The organism is Polaromonas sp. P3_B4 (assembly GCF_056402835.1).
This window is the reverse complement of sequence record NZ_JBFUGQ010000001.1, coordinates 2,325,580-2,347,901: the sequence shown is the minus strand read 5'-3', so window position 1 is coordinate 2,347,901 and position 22,322 is coordinate 2,325,580. Positions and strand designations below refer to the sequence as shown.

Here is a 22,322-nt window from a genome sequence, read left to right as displayed (position 1 = left end):
TGCCATGGCTGACGCCCGGTACACTAGCCGGTTGCACGTAGAAAGACCGTTTTTGTGAATGTTTTCGTCCGTTTTGCCGCCGCCTGGCTGCTTGCCCTTGCCGGTTTGGCATGCTCCACCGCCTTTGCCCAGACGGCCGCCGCTGGTGCCGCACTTTCGGGAATCACAACGCCTGTTTTTGTGCTGAACTCGCTCGAAGACAGTGTCAGCGTGATCAACCCGGCCACCTGGACGGAAACCAGACGCATTGCCACCGGCAAGCAGCCGCATCACCTGTACCTCACGCCCGATGAAAAGTCGGTGATTGTTGCCAACGCGCTGTCGGACTCGCTCACCTTCATCGACCCGAAAACCGCTGAAGTGCAGCGCACGGTGCGCGGCATCATCGACCCGTACCAGCTGCGCTTTTCTCCCGACATGAAATGGTTTGTGACGGCCGCCAACCGCCTCAACCACATCGACATCTACAAGTGGGACGGCAAGGACATCACGCTGGCCAGGCGGGTGGCCACCGGCCGGACACCGAGCCATTTGTGGATCGACACCAAAAGCACCACGATTTATTCGACCATGCAGGACAGCGACGAGCTGATCGCCATCGACCTGCCCAGCCAGTCCATCAAGTGGCGTGTCAAGACCGGTTCCATCCCGGCTGACGTGTACGGCACTGCCGACGACAAGCACCTGCTGGTGGGCCTGACCGGCGGCGACGCCGTCGAGGTGTATGACGTGAGCGGCGCGCAGCCGCAGCGCACCAAGGTCATCAAGACCGGCGCCGGCGCGCACGCGTTCCGCGCCTTCGGCGATAAACGGCATGTGCTGGTCAGCAACCGCGTGGCCAACAGCATCAGCAAGATCGACCTGCAGACCCTGGAAGTGGTGGACAACTACCCCGCGCCGGGCGGCCCTGACTGTATCGACGTGAGCCGTGACGGCAAGCAGATACTGGTCACATCGCGCTGGGCGCGCAAGCTCACGGTGATCGACGTGGCAAGCCACAAGATCGTCCGGCAGGTCAATGTTGGAAAGAGCCCCCATGGCGTCTGGACGCTTGACCACGCACCTAGATAGGCCCCCACGCTCCCCCACTTTGTGTGGGTCGCTGCCCCCCGGGGGGGCCGCTGCGCCTGCGGCCCGGCAAAGCCGGTTCCGCGGCCCCTGCTTGCTTGAAGAGTCCCAGTGGACCGCCGCTGCACCGGGTCCGCTGCGGGCGTTACTTGCTATCATTTTTGCAGCTGCTTGCGCTCATCCTGCTTGGGCTGCAGGCAAAAACAATGCACAAAAAGCCGCACAAAATGCACCGCAGCCGGCCGAAGCGGCCTGCAAACCCGTCTACCTGACGCTGGACACCGGCCACATGGCTGTTGCGCCGCTGATGGCTGAGGTGTTGAACAGACACAAGGTCAAGGTCACCTTTTTTGCCGCCAATGAGCGCACGCAAACCGGCGATGGCAGCCTGGGCACACAGTGGGCTGGCTGGTGGAAGGCGCGGGCGGGCGAAGGCCACGAATTTGCCTCGCACACCTGGGACCACGTTTATTGGCGGGGCGATGTACCCGGCGCACCCGGTGCACCGGTGCAGTTCAAGATGCGGCCTTCTGCGGGCCCGCTGGAAGGCAAGGACTTCACCTGGACGGCGAAGCAGTACTGCGAGGAAATCGGCAAGTCCAGCAAACGCCTCGAAGAAATCACCGGAAAAAAAACACTGCCGCTCTTTCGTGCGCCGGGCGGTAAAACCTCGCCCGCGTTGCTGGCGGCGGCCAAGTCCTGCGGCTTTGAGCATGTGGGCTGGTCGCCCGCTGGTTTTCTGGGCGACGAGCTGTCCAGCGAAAAATTCGGCAATGATTTGCTGCTGAAGAAGGCGCTGCGCGACATCCGCTCCGGCGACATCCTGCTGGCCCACCTGGGCATCTGGTCGCGCAAGGACCCCTGGGCGCCTGCCGTGCTGGAGCCGCTCATCACCGGCCTGCAGTCGCGGGGCTTTTGCTTCAAGACCCTGGCTGAACATCCCCAGTACAAAGACTGGATTGCGTCGCAGGCCGCCCCGGTGCCTGCCAGGCCTTCAAAATAAGCCACATGGACTGGTTCAGCGATCTCTTTTCAATGGCGCAGCAGTGGCTGTTTGAGTCGGCCGTACAGCCGGCCATGTTTGCGCTGGGCATGGGCAATCTGCTGGAAGACGGCTACGACGCCACTGCCTGGTTCATGGTGGGCGTGATCCAGGTGCTGATATTGCTGGCCATCGTCGGCCCGCTGCAGCGCTGGCGGCCGGTAGAACCCGTGCTGGACCGGGCCACCATACGCACCGATGTGCTCTACACCCTGATCCACCGGTTGGGCCTGTTTCGCATCGCGCTGTTTTTCACGCTGGACCCGTGGTTTGACGAGGCTTTTGGCGCGCTGCGCACGGCCGGCTATGGCACTTTCCACCTGGACCAGCTCTGGCCAGGTGTGACGGACAACGCCCTCGTCAGCTTCGCGATTTACCTCGTGGTGTTTGACTTTGTGGCGTACTGGACGCATCGCGGCCAGCACCAGATCGAGTGGTGGTGGCGCCTGCATTCGCTGCACCATGCGCAGCGGCAGATGACGATGTGGAGCGACAACCGCAACCACCTGCTGGACGACATCCTGGTTGATTCCATCGTCGTGCTGGTGGCCCAGCTCATCGGCGTGGCGCCGGGGCAGTTCATTGCCATCGTGGCCTTTACCCAGCTCAGCGAGAGCTTTCAGCATGCCAATGTGCGGATGTGGTTCGGGCATGTGGGCGAGCGCCTGTGGATCAGCCCGCGCTTTCACCGCTTGCACCACAGCATTGGCATTGGCCACGAAAGCCACGGACCCAAAACACTGGGGGGCCACAACTTCGGCGTGCTGCTCCCCTGGTGGGACATGCTGTTCCGCACTGTCAATTTTGAGCAGCGTTATGACCCGACGGGCATTCGCGACCAGGTCGAAGCCAACCGCGACTACGGCAAAGGTTTCTGGTCGCAGCAGTGGCTGGGCCTGAAACGCCTCGTTGGCAAAGCCTGAACTTGCTGAGTTCTTAACCCAGCATGAGCCGCGGGACTGGCTTTGCCAGACCGCAGGCGGGCGGCCCCCTCGGGGGCAAGGAGTTACACGCAGTGAACGACTGTGGGGGCTACACTTTCAGCATGAGCAAACTCCTTGACGCCTTCTGGCGCGCCGCGATGTATTGCCTGCACCCGCGGGTCATTGTGCTGTCGATCCTGCCGCTGGTGATCATGGGGGGGGTTTCGCTGACCCTGGGCTACTTCTTCTGGGACAGTGCTGCGGAAGCCATCCGCGTGCAACTTGGGAGCTTCGAGCTGGTTGATGCCATGGTTCGCTGGCTGGAGGGATTGGGCCTGGGCCAGCTGCAGTCTGTACTGCCCAAGGTGCTGCTCCTGCTTTTGATCATCCCCGTGATCATCATCGTCTCACTGCTCTTCGTGGCATTGCTCATGACGCCGGCCATGGTGGCCTTGGTGGCTGAACGGCGCTTTCCCCAGATGGAGCGCAAGCGTGGAGGCTCCCTGTTTACCAGCCTGTTCTGGTCGCTGGGCTCCACTTTGCTGGCCGTGGTGGCGCTGGTCGTTTCGATTCCGCTTTGGCTGATTCCACCGCTGATCCTGGTGCTGCCGCCGCTGATCTGGGGCTGGCTGACTTACCGTGTCATGTCTTATGACGCCATGGTGGACCACGCCAGCAGTGAAGAGCGGCGCCAGATATTCAAGGAGCATCGCCTGCCGCTGCTGGCGATCGGTGTGTTCAGCGGTTACCTGGGTGCGGCCCCCAGCCTGCTGTGGGCCTCGGGCGCGATGTTTGTGGCAATGGCGCCCATCCTGGTGCCGGTGGCCATCTGGATCTACACCCTGGTGTTTGCGTTTTCCTCGCTCTGGTTTGCGCACTATACGCTGTCGGCCCTGGAACAACTTCGCAAGAAGAATAATGCCCTGGCGCCCGACCCGCTTGCGCAAGCAGCTATTGAATCGATAGCAAATGAGCTGGCCCCCGATGCCCTCCCCGGGCCGGCGCCCAGCTTCGGCTCACTGGGCGGCAAGCCCGAATCACAACCCTGAACCCGTTACCTGACAAGCCTGAACATGACCCCACAATTCGGCCTCATCATCGTCGGCGACGAAATCCTTTCCGGCAAACGTGCCGACAAGCACCTGCCCAAAGCCATCGAACTGCTGGGCGCGCGCGGCTTGCAGCTGGCCTATGCCGACTACGTGGGCGACGACCCCGCCCGCATCACGGCCACGCTGGCGCGGGCGTTTGCCGCCGCGCGTGAACACGGCGACGTGGTCTTTTCCTGCGGCGGTATAGGGGCCACACCGGACGACCATACGCGGCAGTGCGCGGCCAAGGCGCTGGGCCTTGAGCTCGCGCTGCACCCCACGGCCAAAACCCTGATCCTTGAGCGCATGGCGGATGTGGCGAAAGAGCAGGGGACACCCTACGAGCCTGACCGCGACGACAACATCCACCGGTTGAACATGGGCGTGTTTCCGGTCGGCGCGGAGATTATTCCGAACCCCTATAACAAGATACCGGGCTTTACCTGCCGGGCGGGGCAGGGGGCGGTTCACTTCGTTCCCGGCTTCCCGGTGATGGCTTGGCCGATGATTGAATGGGTGCTCGACAACCAGTACGCCCACCTGCACCAAAAATCGCCTTACACCGAGAAGTCGGTGATCATTTTTGGGTCCATGGAGGCCATGCTCACGCCCCTGATGCTCGATATTGAAGCGGCCCATGCGGGAGTGAAAGTGTTTAGCCTGCCCAGCGTGGACCACCCGGAATATGGCCGCCATATTGAACTGGGCGTCAAAGGCGCGCCCGAGGCGGTCAATTTGGCCTATCCAGCCATGCTGGCCGGGCTGCACAAATTTGACCTGAAGTTAGGCCCCGAGTTGGTGCGTTAATTTTTTGCACCAAGCTTGTGCGTGTATGTTGATGCACGATCATGGTGCATTCGGTGCTGGCCGGTGTTTTTTGCATTTTCAGCCTGCCAAAGGCTGGAACTGAAGCCAGATCACGGCACAATCCGGGGCTTGGCGGGAAACTCAACCGCCAATGTCTGTGGCACAAAAAGTGCATTCGACAGCCCGAATAGATTTTTCAACCACCCATCCAGCAACAGGAGATTTTGATGGCAAAGACCGTCGCAGACGTCATGAAAATGGTCAAGGAAAACGAAGTCAAGTTTGTTGACTTTCGTTTTACCGATACCCGGGGCAAAGAACAGCACGTGACCGTGCCCGTGTCCCACTTTGACGAAGACAAATTCACGTCGGGCCATGCATTCGACGGCTCCTCAATTGCCGGCTGGAAGGGCATTGAAGCCTCCGACATGCAACTGATGCCTGACCCAAAGACGGCCAACATCGATCCGTTCTTTGAAGAAACCACGCTGTTCATGAGCTGCGACGTGCTTGAGCCCGCCGACGGCAAGGCCTATGACCGCGACCCGCGCTCCATCGCGCAGCGCGCAGAGGCTTACCTCAAGGCTTCCGGCCTGGGCGACACTGCTTACTTCGGCCCCGAGCCAGAATTCTTCATCTTTGACGACGTGCGCTGGAACACCGACATGTCGGGCACCTTCTTCAAGATCGAAGAATACGAAGCGCCCTGGAATTCTGGTGCCAAGCTCGAAGGCGGCAACCGCGGCCACCGTCCTACCGTCAAGGGCGGCTACTTTCCCGTGCCTCCTGTCGACAGCACGCAAGACATGCGCGCCGAAATGGCCCTGATCCTCGAGTCGCTGGGCATCCCCGTCGAAGTGTTCCACCACGAAGTGGCCGGTGCCGGCCAGAACGAAATCGGTACCCGTTTCAGCACGCTGGTTCAGCGCGCCGACTGGACCCAGGTCCTGAAATACGTCGTGCAGAACGTGGCCAACGCCTACGGCAAAACCGCCACCTTCATGCCCAAGCCTGTTGTCGGCGACAACGGCTCCGGCATGCACGTTCACCAGTCCATCTGGAAAGACGGCAAAAACCTGTTTGCCGGTGACGGCTATGCAGGCCTGTCTGATTTCGCCCTGTACTACATCGGCGGCATCATCAAGCATGCACGCGCCCTGAACGCCATCACCAACCCAGGCACCAACAGCTACAAGCGTCTGGTTCCTGGCTATGAGGCGCCGGTCAAGCTGGCTTACTCGGCCAAAAACCGTTCGGCATCGATCCGCATTCCTTACGTTGCCAATCCAAAGGGCCGCCGTATCGAAGCGCGTTTCCCCGATCCACTGATGAACCCTTACCTGGGCTTCTCGGCCCTGATGATGGCGGGTCTGGACGGCGTGGAAAACAAGATCCATCCCGGCGAAGCCGCCACCAAGGATCTGTACCATCTGCCACCCGAGGAAGATGCAAAAGTACCAACCGTGTGCCACAGCCTGGACCAGGCGCTGGACGCACTCGACGTGGGCCGCAGCTTCCTGACCAAGGGCGGTGTGTTCACCGACAGCATGATCGACGCCTACATTGAACTGAAGATGGGTGAAGTGACCCGCCTGCGCCAGGCGACCCACCCTATCGAATTCGAGATGTACTACTCCCTGTAATCAGGGGGGCGAAAGCCCAACCGCCTACTGTTTATTTACACAGTTTGTGGTCAAAAAAGGACGGCATATGCCGTCCTTTTTTATTGCCCAAGCCGGTTGTGGGTTTGCTGGCTTTGTATTTCGGCGCCTTTGCCGCATACTGATAGACCGTCCTCGCCCTTATTGGGCATCGGGAGTACCTATGAAACACACCTTATTGCTTTCTACCTTGTCGTTGCTGCTGGCTGGCGCGGGGAATGCTGCATGGGCGCAGCAGGTATACCGCTGCGCAGGAGTCGGGGGTGCGGCCCCTGAATACATCAACAACACAAAAGACGCCCAAACCCGGAGCTGCAAACTGCTGTCCGGCGGCAATGTGACGGTGATGCAGAGCACGCCGGTGCCCAAAGCCGCGGTTCGCGTGGCTGCGGCCGCAGGCTCCAGTGGCCCGCGCACCGATGGTAGCCCCGAACAGCGGACCCGCGACAACGATTCGCGCGCCATCCTTGAGGCCGAGTTGAAAAAGGCCGAAGCCAAGCTGGCCGAGCAGCAAAAAGAATTCAACAACGGTGAACCTGAAAAACAGGGCATTGAGAGCCGTAATTACCAGCGCTACCTGGACCGCGTGGCCGAGCTCAAGGACAGCATCACCCGTAACCAGAGTGACATTGCCGGCCTGAAGCGCGAAATTTCCCGCCTGCCTGCCCCGGCCTCAGCCGCCGTCGTCAATTAAACCAAGGCGATAAGCCGCGGCGAGCCGGCTTCTGGAGGAAAATGGATGGCTTGAACAAGCCCTCCATCCGTGCCGCTTTATCGTCCGTCCCGGTCACCGGACTTCCCCCCCGCTTTCAGGCGTTTGACCTGCTGGCCACGCTGGTGGCTGTGGTGCGTACCGACGGCACTGTGGTGTTTGCCAATGCCGCGCTGGAAGACGCGCTGGGCACCTCGCGGCGGACCATTGAAGGCTCGCAGCTCCCCGATTGCTTTACCGAGCCGCTCATTTTGCAAAATGCGCTGGAGGGCGCGGGCAGCAATGAATTTGCCGCCCTGCGTTACGACGCGTGGCTCAGGCGCCTGAACCACGAACCGCTGCCCGTGCATGTGGTGGTGGCGCAAACCGACACCCCGGGTGAGGCGATTGTGGAGCTGCTGCCGCTGGAGCAGCAGGCCAAGCAGGAGCGCGAAGAGCGCCTGATCGACCAGGCGCAGGCCAACAAGGAGTTGATCCGCAACCTGGCCCACGAGATCAAAAACCCCTTGGGCGGTATTCGCGGCGCGGCGCAGTTGCTGCAGATGGAAATCGGCAAGGACCTGACCGAGTACACCCAGGTCATCATCCATGAGGCAGACCGCCTGCAGACGCTGGTAGATCGCCTGCTGGCCCCGCACCGCCGCCCGCACTTGGTGGGCGATGTCAATATTCACGAAGTGTGTGAGCGCGTGCGCTCCCTGATCCTGGCGGAGTTCCCAAAAGGTTTGAGGGTTACACGCGACTACGACATCTCGATTCCTGATTTCCGCGGAGACCGCGAACAGCTCATTCAGGCGGTGTTGAACATCGCACACAACGCCGCGCAGGCTTTGGCGGAACGGGTGGCGGCAGGCAATGCGCACATCACTTTCAGGACAAGAATCGCCAGGCAGGTAACTTTTGGCAAGCAGCGCTATCGCTTGGCATTGGAATTGCATGTTATCGACAATGGACCGGGTGTGCCGGACTCCATCAAAGACCGCATCTTCTATCCGCTGGTATCCGGGCGGGAAGGTGGTTCGGGGCTGGGGCTGACATTGGCGCAAACCTTTGTCCAGCAACACCACGGTTTGATTGAGTGCGACAGTGTGCCGGGCCGTACAGATTTCAAGCTGCTTATACCGCTGCCTTGAAATGTGTTCTCAGCCATGATTGATACATAACGCGATCGTGCAGAGGGTTCCAGAAAGCCCTGCATTGAAAGCACGAAAAAAGGGACTGCACTACATGAAACCGATCTGGATCGTTGATGATGACCAGTCCATCCGGTTTGTTCTGGAAAAGGCCCTGCTCCGCGAGGACCTTCCTACGCGCAGTTTCACCAATCCCCGCGAAGTTCTTGCCGCACTGGAAAGCGCGACGGAGGATGAAGGGCCGCAAATTCTTGTGAGCGACATACGCATGCCGGGCGGCTCTGGTCTGGATCTGCTCGAAAAGGTCAAGGAAAAACTCCCCGGCCTGCCGGTCATCATCATGACCGCATTCTCCGACCTCGACAGCGCGGTGTCCGCCTTCCAGGGCGGCGCTTTCGAATACCTGCCCAAGCCGTTTGACTTGCCAAAGGCGGTAGAACTCATTCGCCGCGCAGTGGAAGAAAGCCAGCGCGAAGAGGTGGCTGAAGAGCGCATGGCCTCCGCGCCCGAAATGCTTGGCCAGGCGCCGGCCATGCAGGACGTTTTCCGCGCCATCGGACGGCTGAGCCAGAGCATGGTGACCGTGATGATCACCGGTGAGTCCGGTTCAGGCAAGGAACTGGTGGCGCGTGCGCTGCACAAGCATTCGCCGCGCGCCAACGGGCCCTTTGTGGCCATCAATACCGCGGCCATCCCCAAGGATTTGTTGGAAAGCGAACTGTTCGGTCATGAGCGCGGCGCGTTCACCGGCGCGCAGACCATGCGGCGCGGCCGCTTTGAACAAGCTGAGGGCGGTACGCTCTTTCTCGATGAAATCGGCGACATGCCGTTTGACTTGCAGACGCGCCTTTTGCGTGTGCTGAGTGACGGCCATTTCTACCGCGTCGGCGGGCACAACGCCGTCAAGGCCAATGTGCGCGTGATCGCTGCCACCCACCAGGACCTGGAGCAACGCGTCAAGGAGGGCGGCTTCCGCGAAGATCTGTTCCACCGACTCAATGTGATCCGCCTGCGCCTGCCCGCACTGCGCGAGCGGCGCGAGGATGTCTTCATGCTGACACGCCACTTCCTGCAACAAAGCGCCAAGCAGCTCGGTGTGGAGCCCAAGCGGATTTCCGATACAGCGCTGCAGCAGCTCAGCAACTTTGGTTTTCCCGGCAATGTGCGCCAGCTCGAAAACATTTGCCACTGGCTCACCGTCATGGCGCCGGCGCAGGTGATTGAGCCCAAGGATCTTCCGCCCGAAGTGCTGGGCATTGTTCCCGAATCGGGCAGAAACCCCGTTTTCGCAGAGAAGGTTGGGGCGGCCAAAGCGGAGTGGTCGGCAGGCGCCGCGGAGAAAACTCCTGCCAGCCATGGGGCTGAAGCGGCCGTACCGGTTCCGCCGGTCTCTGGCCCTGAACAAAGCTGGGAAAGTGGTCTTGAAGCAGAAGCCCTGGCGTTGCTGGCGACCGGTCGCAGCGATGTGTGGGATGTGCTGACCCGGCGTTTTGAATCCAAGCTGATTCAGACCGCACTGGTCAATACACGCGGGCGCCGCATTGAGGCCGCTCAAAAGTTAGGCATAGGCCGCAATACCATCACGCGCAAGATTCAGGAACTCAATCTGGAGTGAATGTGGCCCCCACGGTCGCTCACTTCGTGTAGCTCCCTGCCCCCCGAGGGGGCCGCCCGCCCTCCGGCCCGGCAAAGCCGGTTCCGGGGCTCATGCTGGCTTGAAGAATTCAGTGGCGTAACCAGCGGGGGTTTTCACCAGCAGAGGCCGCGGGACTGGCTTTGCCAGACCGCTGGCCTCGCCCCCTGGAAGGGGGGAACGGGCTACACGAAGTGAGCCTGGACGGGGGTCAACCAATCTCCACGGTCACCGGCGCATGGTCGCTGGGCTTTTCCCATTTGCGGGGCACGCGGTCTATGGTGCAGCCTTTGACTTGCGGCTTCAGGGCGTCGCTGACCAGGATGTGGTCGATGCGCAGGCCGCGGTTCTTCTGGTAGCCCAGCATGCGGTAGTCCCACCACGAAAAGCTTTTGGGCGGCTGCTCGAACATGCGGAAACTGTCGGTCAGGCCCAGCGCCACCAGCTGGCGGAAATGCTCACGCTCTTCCTTCGTGTGGTGAATGGTGTCGCGCAAGCCCTCCGGGTCGAACGAATCCTGATCTTCCGGTGTGATGTTGAAGTCGCCCAGCAACACCAGTTGTGGGTGGGCTGCCATCTCCGCGCGTACATAAGCCTGCAGACCTCCCAGCCAGCGCATCTTGTAGGCGAACTTTTCGCTGCCGGGCTCCTGCCCATTGACGAAATAGCCGTTCAGCACCCGGACGGGTCCCGCAGGGCCATCCACCGTGGCGGCAATGACGCGTGAATGCTCGTCTTCAAAACCGACAATGTTTTTCACGACATCACGCAGCGGCGTGCGCGACAGGATGGCCACGCCGTTGTAAGTTTTCTGGCCGAAAGCGGCGGCTTCATAGCCGGCGGCCTTGAGCGCTTCCAGCGGGAACTTGTCGTCCGTCATCTTGAGCTCTTGCAGGCACAACACATCGACCGGATTGGCCGCAAGCCAGTTCAGCACATGCGCGAGCCGCGCAGTGAGGGAGTTGACGTTCCAGGTGGAAATTTTCATGATTTAGTGCTCCGGCCCAATAAGAACATGCGCAAGCAGCTATCAAATATGTAGCAGAGCCAGTACGCCGATGACCAAACCCACCCCGGCCACGACGAACATGCCGTATTCAAGCCACTTCTTGCGGGTCAGCAGCGCAATGGCCGCAAGGGCAATGGCCACCTGCAGCACCGTGGTGGCCTGCGCCCAGCGGTGGTGCTGGTGCATCTGCTCATCGGACGACTTGTCCCAGGTGGTGGCTTCGGCTTCTAGCTTCTCGGCGCCGGCCTTGATCTCATTCTTTTCCTTTTCGTAGCGGTCTACCTTGCCCTGGTAGCCGGCTTTTTTGTCCTCAGGCGCCAGGTCGCGGGCGAGTTCGGCCAGCGACTGCTTGGTGCTTTTCGACTGAAAGTAATTCCACTGGTTGGAAGCTTCCGTCTTCTTGATGGCCGCGTTGTTTTTATACAAGCCCGCATTGGCCTGCGTGGCACCGCCCATGTAGGCAAAGATGGCGCCTATGGTGGCAATGATGGCCGTGATGACCGCGATTTGCGCGATCATGCCGCCGTTGTCGTGGCCGCCGTGGCCGCCTTGAGCCGCATGCTCGAGCTCATGGTCGTGGGGCCCGTGTACGTGAAATCCGCCTCCTGACATATCTTTTCCTTGTGTGTTGTTATGCGTTGTGGTGTGTGTTGCGATGGGAGCAGGGCCTATTTTCGGTAGGTGATGAAGCTGAACTTCATCCCGTTCGCCGACACGTGGTCTTCACGCGCGGCCTCCCGCCATTCGGGCCCCAGTGTCGGCGCATAGGCGTCGCCTTCAATCGTTTCGGCAATCTCGGTGACTTCAATGCGCTCTGCCAGCGGCATCGCCTGCGCGTAAATCTGCGCGCCGCCCAAGATCCACACCTCGGCTGAAGATGCGCACAGCGCCAGCGCGTCGGCCAGGCTCGCGGCCGTTTCGGCGCCGGTGTCTTTCCAGTCAGGCTGCCGCGTGATGACGATGTTGGTGCGGCCGGGCAGCGGGCGGAATTTCACCGGCAATGAATCCCAGGTCTTGCGGCCCATGATGACCGGCCAGCCGGTCGTCAGGCGCTTTAAGCGCGCCATGTCTTCCGGCAGGCGCCAGGGGATGGTGTTGTCGCGGCCAATCACGCCGTTGGCGGCGCGGGCGAAGATCATGTGGATTTTCATGGTGTTCAGAGGGAATCGATCCGGATGATATCCAGATTCAGGGGCCTGGCCGGCGCGATGATCGCGCTGCCGGGAACTGCTTGCAGTTGCTTGAGCAGGCGTGGATTGAGCGCCTCGGAGGTATAGACAGTGTGCACCATCGCCAGTTGGTCGGGCGGTGTGACGGCCTGAAGGTAGTCCTGGTAACGCGAGCGAAGCGCGTCTTCGCCAAGGCCGGTTGTGTGGGCTTGCTCATGGTCAATCCGCACCACGAGGATATTCACGGTATGAGACAGGCCTGCCGCGTCGGGCAGGTCCAGCTGCACGGCCCAGCAGCCGTCGGTCAGTGATTCACCCGCCAGCACCTCCGCCAGAAGCGGCGCCGCACCGGGTGCGATGGCGCGTACAGGGCGGCACAGGAGGGCCTCCCACAACTGCTCGTACAGCGGCGTCAGCCTCCTGTGCGTGTAGCGGCGGCGTATGACGGCTTCACGTGCGGCCTTCGGGTCGCCATGCGATGCGAGATAGCCGCAAATAACGTTCTGCGCCCCGAGGGCGATGCGTTTGTCCAGCCGGATCGATTGCCGCAATTCCTCGACGCCGGCGTTGTCGCCTCTTTCGAGCAACGCCAGGCCGAAGTAGAACCGGGCCATGGCCATTTCGGGATGGCGGGCGGCCGCTGCAGACAGCAGGGCCAGGCTTGAGTCGTCGCTCTGCAACTGCTCTTGCACAATCGCCGTCGCCAGTTCGGTCTGGGCGGGCGTTTGTTCGGAGAAGAGCACATGCACCCCACCGGCAACCAGCCACCGCATCCGCAGGTGGTCGAATCGCCAGTCGGCCTGCGTGTTTTTCTGCCAATCCTCATTGCAGGCCGACAAAACCCGGGCCCATTCCTTGCCGAGAAGCATGTCTCCGGCGCAGGGCGAGCTTTCAACCGGCGGCGGCTCGACCTGCAGGCCGAGCGCCGCCGCACGTTCATGCAGCGGCGGGTGGGTGTCTTGCGCACGCCGTGGGCGGCTGGCTCCCTCCGCGAGCGCCTGCGGCATGAAGCTGCCATGGGCCTCGACAAGATCGGATGTCAGCCCCCAGAAGTTGCCGGGCGCTTGCGCCGATTGCATGCGCAGGTTGCTCAATTGCGTGGGCAGTTTCCGGGCCAGAAGAAAAGAAATAAATTCCAGCCTGGCAAGAGCGTCGGTGAGGTGGCGCGCTGAGGAAGTCCGCGCTGCGACGGCGTCGGCCTCGAATTCACACTGACGGGACCAGCTGGATGATCGCGAGACAAAGTAGGGAACAAACCAGGACGCGATGGCCTTCAGCCCCCCATCCACGAAGCTGTCGTTGCCTTGCATGTGAAGGTAGTGGTCCCATTTGGCCCGCACCCTGTAGATCCAGTGACCCAGACGCCCGTGGTTGCGGGAAAAGTGCCCCAGCTCGTGCGCGATGACGGCTTTCACTTCGTCCTTGTTCAGCATCTTCAGCAAGGGGACACCCAGTATGAGAGTGCGGCGGCTGCCAAACAACGACAGGAAGCCGCCGGTTTGATAAGCCGCCGCGTTCAGTTCGTTGTCCAGCACGATGCGGTGGATGCGCGGCGCCGCGGCGCTGGTACACAAGCCGTCCACCATCTCAAAGAGCGCGGGTGCTTCTTCACGGCGAATGGTGTGCCGGCCAACCGTGCCGGGCGAGGGCTGGACCAGCCACCACAGGAAGAGAAAGGCCGCGAGGCCAAACACCGCGGCAAAACCGGGTCCCCAAATGGCGGCCTGAAGCATCACGAAGGGCGCGATCGGCAAGATGACCACCGTCACAAAGATCAGCTCCGAGGCCAGAGCCAGCAGTGTGAGTGAAAACCGTTGCCGCGAATTGAACGTGGAAGCCGGCGCTGCGGAGGGAGCGCCTGCCTGCACGGATGTCACACCGCTACCGGCGCCTTGATGGCGTCGTGATGCTGATACTCGAGAAACTCAAAATCTTCAAACTGATAGTCAAAGATCGATTCGGGTTTGCGCTTGATCTGCAGCGTGGGGTAGGCAAAAGGCTTGCGGCTCAGCTGCAAGGCCACCTGCTCATGGTGGTTGCTGTAGATGTGGCAGTCGCCACCGGTCCAGATGAAATCACCCACACCCAGGCCGCATTGCTGCGCCACCATGTGGGTGAGGAGAGCGTAGCTGGCAATGTTGAATGGCACGCCCAGGAAAATGTCAGCGCTGCGCTGGTAGAGCTGGCAACTCAGGTTGCCGGGCTGACCCTGGACTTCAGATGGCGCCACATAGAACTGGAAAAACGCGTGGCAGGGCATGAGCGCCATCTTGGAGAGGTCGGCCACGTTCCAGGCGCTCACGATGATGCGGCGCGAATCAGGGTTGGTCTTCAGCGTCTTGATGACTTCGCTGATCTGGTCGATGTGGCCGCCATCCGGCGTTGGCCAGCTGCGCCATTGCACGCCATAAACCGGGCCCAGGTCACCGTCTTCGCGCGCCCATTCGTCCCAGATCGTGACGCCGCGTTCCTTGAGCCAGTTGTTGTCGCTCGATCCCTGCAGAAACCACAGCAGCTCATGCACGATGGATTTGAGGTGAACCTTTTTGGTGGTCACCAGCGGAAAGCCCTCATTCAGGTCAAAGCGCATCTGGTAGCCGAACACGCTTTTCGTGCCGGTGCCGGTGCGGTCGGCCTTGAAGGCGCCGTGGGTGTCCACATGGCGCATGAAATCTTCATATTGAGAGCGGATGGAGCGGGTCATTTACAACCAGTCGGCTTGGGGTCAGGAGGGGGGCGGGGGCCGGCGGGGCGGCGTGCGGCCAAAGGTTTAATTATGCCTTTAGCACCCGTCCCGGGTTCATCAGGTTATGAGGGTCCAGGCCCTGTTTGATGGCGCGCATCATGTCCAGAGCCACAGGTGATTTGTGCTTGGGCAGCGTGTTGACCTTGAGGCTCCCCACACCGTGTTCGGCCGAGATCGAGCCCCGGTAGCGGTCCACCGCTTCGTAGACCAGGGCATTCATGGGCGTCTCCTGCTCGTTCAGGAAACGTGCCTGGTCTTCATTCTCCGGCGCCTGCACGTTGTAGTGCAGGTTGCCGTCGCCCAGGTGGCCGTAGACGACCATGCGCGCGCCGGGAAAACGCGCGAGCAGCAGGGCATTGGTTTCAGTCACGAATTCGGGGATGCGCGACACGTTGATCGAGATGTCGTGCTTGATGTTCAGGCCTTCTTCGGCCTGCGCCATCGGGATGCTTTCACGGATGTGCCACAGTGCGTGCGCCTGCGCCATGCTCTCGGCGACCACGGCGTCGGCAACGCAACCGGCTTCCATGGCGGCTTCCAGCAAGCGTTCGAAGCATTCACGCGCATGGGCTTCGGATTCGTTGTCCGAGTTCTCCAGAACCACGCACCAGGCGTGCTCTTGCCAGAAAGGCACGCGTTGTTGCGGGAAGTGCCTGGCCACCAGGCCCAGTGCGAACTGGCCCATGACTTCGAAACCGGTCAGGCCGGAGCCCAGGTGCTCATGCGCCAGGCCCAGCAGCTGTACGGCGGCCTCAAGCGACGGCACGGCCGCAAAGGCGGTGAGCTGGGATTTGGGCATGGGATACAGCTTCATGATGGCGCCGGTGATCACGCCCAGCGTGCCTTCGCTGCCGATGAACAGGTGGCGCAGGTCGTAGCCGGTGTTGTCTTTTCGCAGGCCAGAGAGGCCGTCCCAGATTTCGCCCTGCGCGTTGACGACTTCCAGGCCCAAGCAGAGGTCGCGCGTATTGCCGTAGCGCACGACCTGGGTGCCGCCGGCGTTGGTGCCGAGGTTGCCGCCAATGGTGCAGCTTCCTTCCGAGGCCAGACTCAGGGGAAACAGGAAACCGGCTTTTTCGCAGGCTTCCTGCAGGTTTTGCAGCACGCAGCCGGCATCGACCGTGATGGTCAGGTTGCCGGCGTCCAGCGTGCGCACCTTGTTCATGCGTGTCAGGCTGAGCACGACCTGCGTGCCGGTGTCGTCGGGTGTCGACCCTACCACCATGCCGGTATTGCCGCCTTGCGGCACGATGCTCACGCGTGCTGCGGCGCAGGCTTTCACCACGGCCGCGACTTCAGGCGTGGAGCCAGGACGCACCACGGCCAGGGCCTTGCCGGTTTCGCGCCTGCGCCAGTCCTGTACCCAGGGCGTCAGGTCGCCATCAATCAGGACATTGGGTGCGCCGACGATCTGGCGCAGGGACTCAATCAGTTGGGTGTGTGTGCTCACGATGTTCGGCTTCAGGTTAAGGGGTTGATGGATTTGAGGCGCTGGAAGCGGTGGAGGCGTTTTTCAGCCGCACCCGCACATGCATCGCGCAGGCGACAAACAGCGTGAGGCACAGCAGTACCTCGATGAAGGCCAGGTAGTTGCCGGGGGCGCGGTCGCTCCAGGCCCGCACCACGCCTTCGGTGAAATAAAGCCACACCAGCAGGCTGACCCAGCGGTAGGTGTACATGCGGTTTTTCATGATGCCGGCCAGCGGGATGCACAGCGGCAGCACTTTGAGCGCCAGTAATGAGCCGCCCGGGCGTATGGGCGCCAGCCACATTTCCCAGGCCAGGCCCAGCACGATAAGGCCCAGCAGGCTGGCCAGCGCGAGCCGGCGGGTGATGTCAATTTGCGTTGTTTTGTTCATGGTCATGGGAACCCGCTGGACCGTCAACAGGTTCAAGGTCAGTGGCATGATACCGGGGATGAAATTTCAGCAATATCTCGAGGACCTCTTGAGCGACCTGTCGCGCTTTCCATGGCGTGGCACAGCGCTCACGCTGCGTGACCGTTTCCGGGAAGACCACATGGGCCTGACCGCCAGCAGCCTGACCTTCACCACCTCGATCGCGCTGGTGCCGTTTTTTACGGTGGCGCTGGCCATCTTTACGGCCTTCCCGATGTTCTCGAAGTTGCAGGGCGCCCTGCAGGCCTGGCTGATTCAGAGCCTGATCCCCGACAACATCGCCCGCCAGGTGCTGGGTTACCTGACGCAATTCAGCCGCCAGGCCAATAAGCTGGGCATCGCGGGCCTGGCCGTGCTTCTGGTCACGGCCATCGCGCTCATCCTGACCATTGACCGAACGCTCAACGGTATCTGGCGCGTCAAAAAGGCGCGGCCACTGACGCAGCGTGTGCTCATTTATTGGGCTGCCATTACCTTGGGGCCGCTGCTGCTGGCGGCCAGCCTGGCGGTCACTTCTTATGTGCTGTCGGCCTCGGGCGGCCTGGTGGGCGCTTTGCCCGTCAGCCTGCGTTTTCTGCTCAGCGTTCTGCAGTTTTTCCTGGTGGCGGGGGGCATGGCGGCGATGTACCGCTATGTGCCCAATACCTACGTGAAGTGGTCGCATGCCTGGGTAGGGGGCCTGTTTGTGGCTGCGGGCATCGAGGTGGCCAAACGCGTGCTGAGCCTGTATCTGGGCGCCGTGCCGACCTATTCGCTGGTGTATGGCGCGTTCGCTACCTTGCCCATCCTCCTTGTATGGATTTATGTGTCCTGGGTCATCGTGCTGATGGGCGCTGTGATTGCCGCGTACCTGCCCAGTCTCCTGGCCGGAGTGGCCCGTCGCGGCAGCGCGCATGGCTGGCATTTCCAGCTGGCCATTGAAGTGCTCCAGCAGTTGCACCGGGCACTGGCTACCCCGCGCAAGGGCGTCAGCGCTTCGCAGCTGGCCGAGCTGCTTCAGGTGGACGGGCTGCAGCTGGAGCCGGTACTGGAAACACTGGTTGCCCTGGACTGGGTAGGCCAGCTCAATGAAGCCGAGGGCGAGGTAGAAGCCCGTTACCTGCTGCTGGCCGATCCCGACGCCACGCCGCTGGAGCCGCTGATACAGCAACTTCTGCTGGACAAAGCCGAAGCGGTCCAGGGCCTCTGGGAAAAGGCCCGGTGGCCGGCCATACGGCTGCGCGACGCGCTGTAAACCGCCAACTCCGACCCGCCAATCCCCGCACAGCAGGTTTCGGGGCTAGTCCATCCGGACTAAAAACCAGTCGCTGTTTGGGGATATTTGTGCCTGCCGGCGTGTTGTAACAAAATCTGATTTTTGATTTTTTCACGCACTGACAATGCCATCAAAAACACCAGCCAGGGAAAAATTGGACGGCGCCATTGCCCATGAACGGCAGGCGCACCAGGAAGCCCGACAGATCTACGAAGAGCTGACGGCGAAAATGTGGGCCTACCAGACCGGCAAGGGCCCGGCGCCCACCAATAAAGACTTCGAAATGTGGAGTCAGGCCGTGGAGCAGCGCGTCAAGGTCAAGCAGTTGGGCATCCGGGTAGACGGCGAGTCCGGCCTTTAATTTTTTTGCGTCGCGCCTTCGCGGCGGGTCAAGCGCATACCCGCGTCGTTTTGCCCTCCTGACGTGGCCTCCTTGCGATTTGGCAAGACTCCGCTTCAGCCCAAATGCGTGCCAGGAGGCAGGTTTGAGCCCGTTTTCAAGCCTGATTGCCTCATCCTGCAAAAGCCGTTCGGGGGACGTAAGCCTTGTAAGAATTTTTATGCTGCACCGCACAAATTTTCGCCCGTTAGGCCTTCAGGCGCGCGGGAGGAATTCTTACAAGACCATCTTTATGCTTACGCCACGATTCTCTCCATCTGCTGCAATCCCCTCAATTGACAACCAAGCTGGAGAGAACCGTGACATCACCATCGAACCTGATCGCCGACCCGGCCCTGACAAACGAGCCCATCAACATCAACGAGGAAGCCTCCCTGAAATACTGGGTCAGCGCACTCGATTGCAGCGAGCTTGAACTGCGTGTTGCCGTGGCGGAAGTAGGCCCTGCCGCCAAAGACGTGAGCACTGAGCTCGGGCGGTCTTTATGAGTGCCGCCATTCCCGATGCGCCCGGGCCGCTCGCGGTGCGGGTGAAGGAGCCGTCAGCAGGTCTTTTTTACTGGGTGGTCACGCAGCTGTCAGCCCAAGAGCACATGGCGGACCTGCGCATTGAAGGCTCCGACCACCCGTACCCCACGCATGAGGCGGCGTTGCAGGCAGGTGCGGCATGCCTCAAGGCGTTAAAAACCGGCCCTTTGCAGTCACTGGACTCCTGATAAAGCCCGATAAGGTCCGTTAGAGCCCGTTGTGGGAGGCTAAGGCCACGCCTGGAAACGGGCTCAGTTGCCTTTGATGCGCCGCAAGGCCTGAACCCACATGTCGCGGTACATGACCCAGTCTCCCATGAAGCTGTAGAGTGGCCGCTTGAACGAGGCGGGCCGGTTCTTTTCGAACCCAAAATGCCCGATCCAGGCGAAGCCGTAGCCGCACAGCAGGCCGGCCAGCAGCCACCACGGGTTGCGGGTCATCAGCAGCGCCGCCAGGCAGAGCAGCGTGAGGCTTGAGCCTGCAAAGTGCAGGCGGCGGCAGGTCGGGTTGCGATGCTCGCCCAGGTAGAAGGGGTAAAAATCCGCGAAAGACGCAAAGCTGCGGGGATCAACGGGTGTCGTGGCGCCGGTTTCCGCCGAATCGGGGCTGATGGCATTCATGGGTTTGTCTCCTGCGCCGGATATCCGGTGGTGCGCCTCATTTTGCGACGCTGGCCATAATAGTCAATCCATGGCCGCCAGCCCTCGTCACACCCTTTCCGCGCTCCTGCCTGCATGCCAACCGATCTGCTTCCAGAAACTCCCCATGGTGAACCGCCTGTGACGACGCCCCCCGCGCGATGGGTAATTTGCCTCTGCGCGGACTGGTGCGGCCTTTGCCGCGACTACGGTGTCGTCTTCTCGGAAATGGCCTTGCGCTATCCGGAAAGCCGGTTTGTCTGGCTGGACATTGAAGACGAAGCCGAGCTGGTCGGAGACCTGGAAGTGGAAACCTTTCCCACGCTGCTGATTGCCGATGCGGGCGGCACGCACTTTCTGGGCCCCTTGACGCCGCATGCGCAAACCCTTGCACGCCTGCTGGACTCGCTGGAGCAGACCAACATCAGGGCAGTGCCTCATTTGCCATCCACGCAGGCACTGTTGCGGGCGCTGGAAACGGCGCCGCACCGCGTGGGCACGCAACGCCAGGTCAGGTAGCCGTCGTTGAAAACGGCGCCTTCAGAAAACCCCTGAAGCGCGCACGGCCGCCGCGAGTGGGGCTGGTGGTCAGGCGGTAGTGCGGAAAGCGCTGCAGAAAGCGGCCGATGGCAACGCGGCCTTCAAGCCGGGCCAGGCTGAGTCCGGCACACTGGTGAATGCCGAAGCCGAAGGCCAGGTGGCGGTTGTCCTGGCGTGCCAGGTCCAGGTGTTCGGGCTGGGCAAACTGCGCCGGGTCGCGGTTTGCGGCTCCAATGCACAGCGTCAGCAACGCGCCTTCGGGCAAGTCCACACCGCCCACCTGGCAGGCCTTGAGCGCACGCCGATTGCCCAGCTGGTTGGATGACTCAAAACGTAGAAATTCATCGATTTCAACAGTCAAATCGGCCTGCGACCCTTTATTTACTTGCGCGAGCAGCTCTAATTTTGATAGCAACATCTGCTTCGCGTCCGGCCATTCCTGCAGTAAAACCAGTGCGTTGCCGATGAGGTTGGTCGTGGTTTCGTGGCCGGCGTTGAGGATGAACACGCAGTTTTGCAGCAGTTCGGTTTCGCTGAGTCTTTCACCCGACGCTTCTTCGCCGATCAGCCGTGTCAGCACATCGTGTTCCGGGTCGCCAGGGTGTTTGCGCCGGTCGGCCACCAGGTCCTTGAGGTAGCCGGTGAAGTCCCGCACGCTGCTATTGCCCAGGGCTTCCTGTTCGGGCGTCGGTTTGGGTTCCAGCGCGCCGAGTATGGCCAGCGACCAGCCGCGCAGCGGCGACCGGTCGGCATGCGGCACGCCCAGCAGGTTGCCGATGATCTCCACCGGGATCGCCGAAGCGAAATCCTCAATCAAATCACCGCCGCCCCGGCTTTCGATCGCATCCAACAGGCTATCGACCAGCGTGATGAGCCCGGGCTCCATATCGGCAATGGCGCGCCGCGTAAGGGCGCCCATGATCAGTTTGCGAACGCGCGTGTGAAGCGGCGGGTCGTTGAACACCAGGCTGGTGGTGTGGTGTTCAAACAGGGCCGAGCCCGCTCCGTACTTGGGCTCGAACTCCACCTTCTTGTCCGAGCTGAAGGTTTGCGCATCGCGGTACACCGCCACCAGGTCGGCGTAACGCGTGAGAAACCAGGAGCCATCCGGCATGCGCTTGACCGGCTCGGTTTCGCGCAGCAGTGCGTACACCGGATAGGGGTTGGCGTAAAAATCCGGCGGCAAGGCGCGCAGGTCGAAGCTGGCGGCGATTTCCTGCGCACGCTGCTGCGTCATCGCCGGCGTGGCCGTCAGCACGCTCATGGCTTGATGAAATCCTTCAGTGCAAACAAAACCCCTTCGGGTGCTTCGGTCATCATCTGGTGGCCGGCCTGCAGCATCAACGTCCTGGCATTTTTTGCTTTGGCCTGCAGCGGCGCCGCCATTTTGGGCAAGGTCATGGAATCGTTCTTGCCCAGGATGAACAGCACCGGGCACTGTACTTTTTCGATGGCCGCTTCACCGCCGGTGTAGTCGTCGCAGGCCTTGAAGCCGCGGTGGAACAGGTTGATTTTGGTATTGCTGGCCAGCACCCGTTTCATGAGCGCCTTCGACCCTCCGTACAGCCAGGTGCCCGGGCCCAGCGATGAGGGTGGCGGCGCCAGCATGGAGTGTGAGAAGGTGTTGACCATATCAATCGCCTTCATGGGCTGGTTCAGCGCGTTGTCCAGCAGCGCGGGGGAAACCGTCATCGGTGCGGCGGTTCCCAGTAGCGCCAGGTGCGTCACCCTTTGCGGTGCAGTGGACGCCGCATGCAGCGCCGTGAGGGAGCCGAAGCTGTGGCCCACCAGTGCGGCGGTCTTGATGCCGGCCGCATCGAGGAGCGCGATGATGAAGGCCGCCGCTTCTTCGACTGATTGCGGCGGCTCACCTTCGCTTTTGCAATGGCCGGGCAAGTCGGGTGCCAGCACGTTGAAGCCGTGGTGCGCGAAGTAGCGGGTCTGCAGTATCCAGATGCTGTGGTCGTTCAGAACGCCGTGGATAAACACAGCCGTGGGTTTGGCCGCATCAAAAGGTTTGCCGCCGGTGTAGCAATACGTTTTATGGCCGTTGACGTCGAGGTACATGCT

Annotated in this window: 24 protein-coding genes; 14 read left to right on the top strand and 10 right to left on the bottom strand. The window is 61.4% G+C overall.

What is annotated here, in order from left to right; all coding sequences use genetic code 11:
- The first annotated feature begins 54 nt into the window (after positions 1-54).
- The 9 genes from AC1DVV_RS11150 (at position 55) to ntrC (ending at position 10,052) form a co-directional block, all read left to right on the top strand.
- The gene (locus AC1DVV_RS11150) at positions 55-1,071 is read left to right on the top strand and encodes a YVTN family beta-propeller repeat protein (RefSeq protein WP_477665628.1); all 1,017 of its coding nucleotides are present in this window, start codon (positions 55-57) and stop codon (positions 1,069-1,071) included.
- A gap of 151 nt (positions 1,072-1,222) precedes the next feature.
- Complete coding sequence (locus AC1DVV_RS11145; protein ID WP_477702196.1) at positions 1,223-2,071, top strand: polysaccharide deacetylase family protein; 849 nt, start codon at positions 1,223-1,225, stop codon at positions 2,069-2,071.
- Between the two features lie 5 nt (positions 2,072-2,076).
- On the top strand, positions 2,077-3,033 hold the full coding sequence (locus AC1DVV_RS11140; protein ID WP_477665629.1) for a sterol desaturase family protein: 957 nt from the start codon (positions 2,077-2,079) through the stop codon (positions 3,031-3,033).
- Positions 3,034-3,155: 122 nt separating this feature from the next.
- Entirely contained in the window at positions 3,156-4,082 is a 927-nt protein-coding gene (locus AC1DVV_RS11135) for an EI24 domain-containing protein (protein WP_477665630.1), read from the top strand.
- Between the two features lie 24 nt (positions 4,083-4,106).
- Positions 4,107-4,931, top strand: a complete 825-nt coding sequence (locus tag AC1DVV_RS11130; protein WP_477665631.1) for a competence/damage-inducible protein A — start codon at positions 4,107-4,109, stop codon at positions 4,929-4,931.
- A gap of 227 nt (positions 4,932-5,158) precedes the next feature.
- Complete coding sequence (gene glnA / locus AC1DVV_RS11125) at positions 5,159-6,574, top strand: type I glutamate--ammonia ligase (protein WP_431097519.1); 1,416 nt, start codon at positions 5,159-5,161, stop codon at positions 6,572-6,574.
- Between the two features lie 181 nt (positions 6,575-6,755).
- Positions 6,756-7,286, top strand: coding sequence for a hypothetical protein (locus tag AC1DVV_RS11120; RefSeq protein ID WP_477665632.1), 531 nt, complete (start codon positions 6,756-6,758; stop codon positions 7,284-7,286).
- A gap of 41 nt (positions 7,287-7,327) precedes the next feature.
- The gene (gene glnL / locus AC1DVV_RS11115; protein WP_477689267.1) at positions 7,328-8,437 is read left to right on the top strand and encodes a nitrogen regulation protein NR(II); all 1,110 of its coding nucleotides are present in this window, start codon (positions 7,328-7,330) and stop codon (positions 8,435-8,437) included.
- Between the two features lie 94 nt (positions 8,438-8,531).
- Positions 8,532-10,052 carry a nitrogen regulation protein NR(I) gene (gene ntrC / locus AC1DVV_RS11110; RefSeq protein ID WP_477665634.1) on the top strand — a complete coding sequence of 507 codons (1,521 nt, stop codon included), beginning with the start codon at positions 8,532-8,534 and terminating at the stop codon, positions 10,050-10,052.
- A 229-nt stretch (positions 10,053-10,281) separates the two neighbouring features.
- Here the strand turns inward: ntrC and xth are convergent, their stop codons facing one another.
- The 7 genes from xth to AC1DVV_RS11075 all read right to left on the bottom strand — a co-directional run bounded on the left by xth (position 10,282) and on the right by AC1DVV_RS11075 (position 16,853).
- Positions 10,282-11,058, bottom strand: a complete 777-nt coding sequence (gene xth / locus AC1DVV_RS11105) for an exodeoxyribonuclease III (protein WP_477702184.1) — start codon at positions 11,056-11,058, stop codon at positions 10,282-10,284.
- A 42-nt stretch (positions 11,059-11,100) separates the two neighbouring features.
- Positions 11,101-11,691: a DUF4337 domain-containing protein gene (locus tag AC1DVV_RS11100; RefSeq protein ID WP_477689269.1), complete on the bottom strand. Its 591-nt coding sequence runs from the start codon at positions 11,689-11,691 to the stop codon at positions 11,101-11,103.
- Between the two features lie 56 nt (positions 11,692-11,747).
- Positions 11,748-12,230, bottom strand: a complete 483-nt coding sequence (locus tag AC1DVV_RS11095) for a dihydrofolate reductase (protein WP_477702185.1) — start codon at positions 12,228-12,230, stop codon at positions 11,748-11,750.
- A gap of 5 nt (positions 12,231-12,235) precedes the next feature.
- On the bottom strand, positions 12,236-14,125 hold the full coding sequence (locus AC1DVV_RS11090) for a M48 family metallopeptidase (protein ID WP_477702186.1): 1,890 nt from the start codon (positions 14,123-14,125) through the stop codon (positions 12,236-12,238).
- The gene (locus tag AC1DVV_RS11085; protein WP_477702187.1) at positions 14,122-14,952 is read right to left on the bottom strand and encodes a thymidylate synthase; all 831 of its coding nucleotides are present in this window, start codon (positions 14,950-14,952) and stop codon (positions 14,122-14,124) included. Before AC1DVV_RS11085 ends, AC1DVV_RS11090 begins: the two co-directional genes overlap by 4 nt.
- A 70-nt stretch (positions 14,953-15,022) precedes the next feature.
- A complete protein-coding gene (locus tag AC1DVV_RS11080; RefSeq protein ID WP_457280086.1) occupies positions 15,023-16,444 on the bottom strand; it encodes an FAD-binding oxidoreductase in 1,422 nt (473 codons plus the stop codon).
- Positions 16,445-16,460: 16 nt separating this feature from the next.
- The gene (locus AC1DVV_RS11075; protein WP_457280087.1) at positions 16,461-16,853 is read right to left on the bottom strand and encodes a DUF2069 domain-containing protein; all 393 of its coding nucleotides are present in this window, start codon (positions 16,851-16,853) and stop codon (positions 16,461-16,463) included.
- A gap of 58 nt (positions 16,854-16,911) precedes the next feature.
- Here AC1DVV_RS11075 and AC1DVV_RS11070 point away from each other — a divergent pair, with 58 nt between their 5' ends.
- The 4 genes from AC1DVV_RS11070 to AC1DVV_RS11055 all read left to right on the top strand — a co-directional run bounded on the left by AC1DVV_RS11070 (position 16,912) and on the right by AC1DVV_RS11055 (position 19,262).
- Entirely contained in the window at positions 16,912-18,126 is a 1,215-nt protein-coding gene (locus AC1DVV_RS11070) for a YihY family inner membrane protein (protein ID WP_457280088.1), read from the top strand.
- 145 nt (positions 18,127-18,271) lie between these two features.
- Positions 18,272-18,508, top strand: a complete 237-nt coding sequence (locus AC1DVV_RS11065; RefSeq protein WP_457280089.1) for a hypothetical protein — start codon at positions 18,272-18,274, stop codon at positions 18,506-18,508.
- Positions 18,509-18,846: 338 nt separating this feature from the next.
- Positions 18,847-19,035 (top strand): DUF3606 domain-containing protein, encoded by a 189-nt coding sequence (locus AC1DVV_RS11060; RefSeq protein ID WP_457280090.1) that lies wholly within the window; start codon positions 18,847-18,849, stop codon positions 19,033-19,035.
- Complete coding sequence (locus tag AC1DVV_RS11055; RefSeq protein WP_457280091.1) at positions 19,032-19,262, top strand: hypothetical protein; 231 nt, start codon at positions 19,032-19,034, stop codon at positions 19,260-19,262. The genes AC1DVV_RS11060 and AC1DVV_RS11055 overlap by 4 nt, the downstream gene beginning before the upstream one ends.
- Positions 19,263-19,325: 63 nt before the next feature.
- On the opposite strand, the gene AC1DVV_RS11050 is transcribed toward AC1DVV_RS11055, so the two are convergent.
- Positions 19,326-19,694, bottom strand: coding sequence for an Mpo1-like protein (locus AC1DVV_RS11050; RefSeq protein ID WP_457280092.1), 369 nt, complete (start codon positions 19,692-19,694; stop codon positions 19,326-19,328).
- Between the two features lie 159 nt (positions 19,695-19,853).
- On the opposite strand from AC1DVV_RS11050, the gene AC1DVV_RS11045 reads away from it, so the two are divergent.
- Entirely contained in the window at positions 19,854-20,231 is a 378-nt protein-coding gene (locus tag AC1DVV_RS11045) for a thioredoxin family protein (RefSeq protein WP_457280093.1), read from the top strand.
- Here AC1DVV_RS11045 and AC1DVV_RS11040 read toward each other — a convergent pair.
- Together AC1DVV_RS11040 and AC1DVV_RS11035 are read right to left on the bottom strand one after the other, a co-directional pair.
- Complete coding sequence (locus AC1DVV_RS11040; RefSeq protein WP_477665639.1) at positions 20,224-21,516, bottom strand: cytochrome P450; 1,293 nt, start codon at positions 21,514-21,516, stop codon at positions 20,224-20,226. The two genes, AC1DVV_RS11045 and AC1DVV_RS11040, sit on opposite strands and share 8 nt — an antisense overlap.
- Positions 21,513-22,319 carry an alpha/beta fold hydrolase gene (locus AC1DVV_RS11035; RefSeq protein ID WP_477665640.1) on the bottom strand — a complete coding sequence of 269 codons (807 nt, stop codon included), beginning with the start codon at positions 22,317-22,319 and terminating at the stop codon, positions 21,513-21,515. Before AC1DVV_RS11035 ends, AC1DVV_RS11040 begins: the two co-directional genes overlap by 4 nt.
- Positions 22,320-22,322: the final 3 nt, after the last annotated feature.

Excerpts from the sequence above, each read along its gene's own strand:
- AC1DVV_RS11140 (WP_477665629.1), top strand. The coding sequence starts at position 2,077 with ATGGACTGGTTCAGCGATCTCTTTTCAATGGCGCAGCAGTGGCTGTTT.
- AC1DVV_RS11135 (WP_477665630.1), top strand. The coding sequence starts at position 3,156 with ATGAGCAAACTCCTTGACGCCTTCTGGCGCGCCGCGATGTATTGCCTG.
- AC1DVV_RS11130 (WP_477665631.1), top strand. The coding sequence starts at position 4,107 with ATGACCCCACAATTCGGCCTCATCATCGTCGGCGACGAAATCCTTTCC.
- glnA (WP_431097519.1), top strand. The coding sequence starts at position 5,159 with ATGGCAAAGACCGTCGCAGACGTCATGAAAATGGTCAAGGAAAACGAA.
- AC1DVV_RS11120 (WP_477665632.1), top strand. The coding sequence starts at position 6,756 with ATGAAACACACCTTATTGCTTTCTACCTTGTCGTTGCTGCTGGCTGGC.
- glnL (WP_477689267.1), top strand. The coding sequence starts at position 7,328 with ATGGATGGCTTGAACAAGCCCTCCATCCGTGCCGCTTTATCGTCCGTC.
- ntrC (WP_477665634.1), top strand. The coding sequence starts at position 8,532 with ATGAAACCGATCTGGATCGTTGATGATGACCAGTCCATCCGGTTTGTT.
- xth (WP_477702184.1), bottom strand. The coding sequence starts at position 11,058 with ATGAAAATTTCCACCTGGAACGTCAACTCCCTCACTGCGCGGCTCGCG.
- AC1DVV_RS11100 (WP_477689269.1), bottom strand. The coding sequence starts at position 11,691 with ATGTCAGGAGGCGGATTTCACGTACACGGGCCCCACGACCATGAGCTC.
- AC1DVV_RS11095 (WP_477702185.1), bottom strand. The coding sequence starts at position 12,230 with ATGAAAATCCACATGATCTTCGCCCGCGCCGCCAACGGCGTGATTGGC.
- AC1DVV_RS11085 (WP_477702187.1), bottom strand. The coding sequence starts at position 14,952 with ATGACCCGCTCCATCCGCTCTCAATATGAAGATTTCATGCGCCATGTG.
- AC1DVV_RS11075 (WP_457280087.1), bottom strand. The coding sequence starts at position 16,853 with ATGAACAAAACAACGCAAATTGACATCACCCGCCGGCTCGCGCTGGCC.
- AC1DVV_RS11070 (WP_457280088.1), top strand. The coding sequence starts at position 16,912 with ATGAAATTTCAGCAATATCTCGAGGACCTCTTGAGCGACCTGTCGCGC.
- AC1DVV_RS11065 (WP_457280089.1), top strand. The coding sequence starts at position 18,272 with ATGCCATCAAAAACACCAGCCAGGGAAAAATTGGACGGCGCCATTGCC.
- AC1DVV_RS11055 (WP_457280091.1), top strand. The coding sequence starts at position 19,032 with ATGAGTGCCGCCATTCCCGATGCGCCCGGGCCGCTCGCGGTGCGGGTG.
- AC1DVV_RS11050 (WP_457280092.1), bottom strand. The coding sequence starts at position 19,694 with ATGAATGCCATCAGCCCCGATTCGGCGGAAACCGGCGCCACGACACCC.
- AC1DVV_RS11040 (WP_477665639.1), bottom strand. The coding sequence starts at position 21,516 with ATGAGCGTGCTGACGGCCACGCCGGCGATGACGCAGCAGCGTGCGCAG.
- AC1DVV_RS11035 (WP_477665640.1), bottom strand. The coding sequence starts at position 22,319 with ATGTACCTCGACGTCAACGGCCATAAAACGTATTGCTACACCGGCGGC.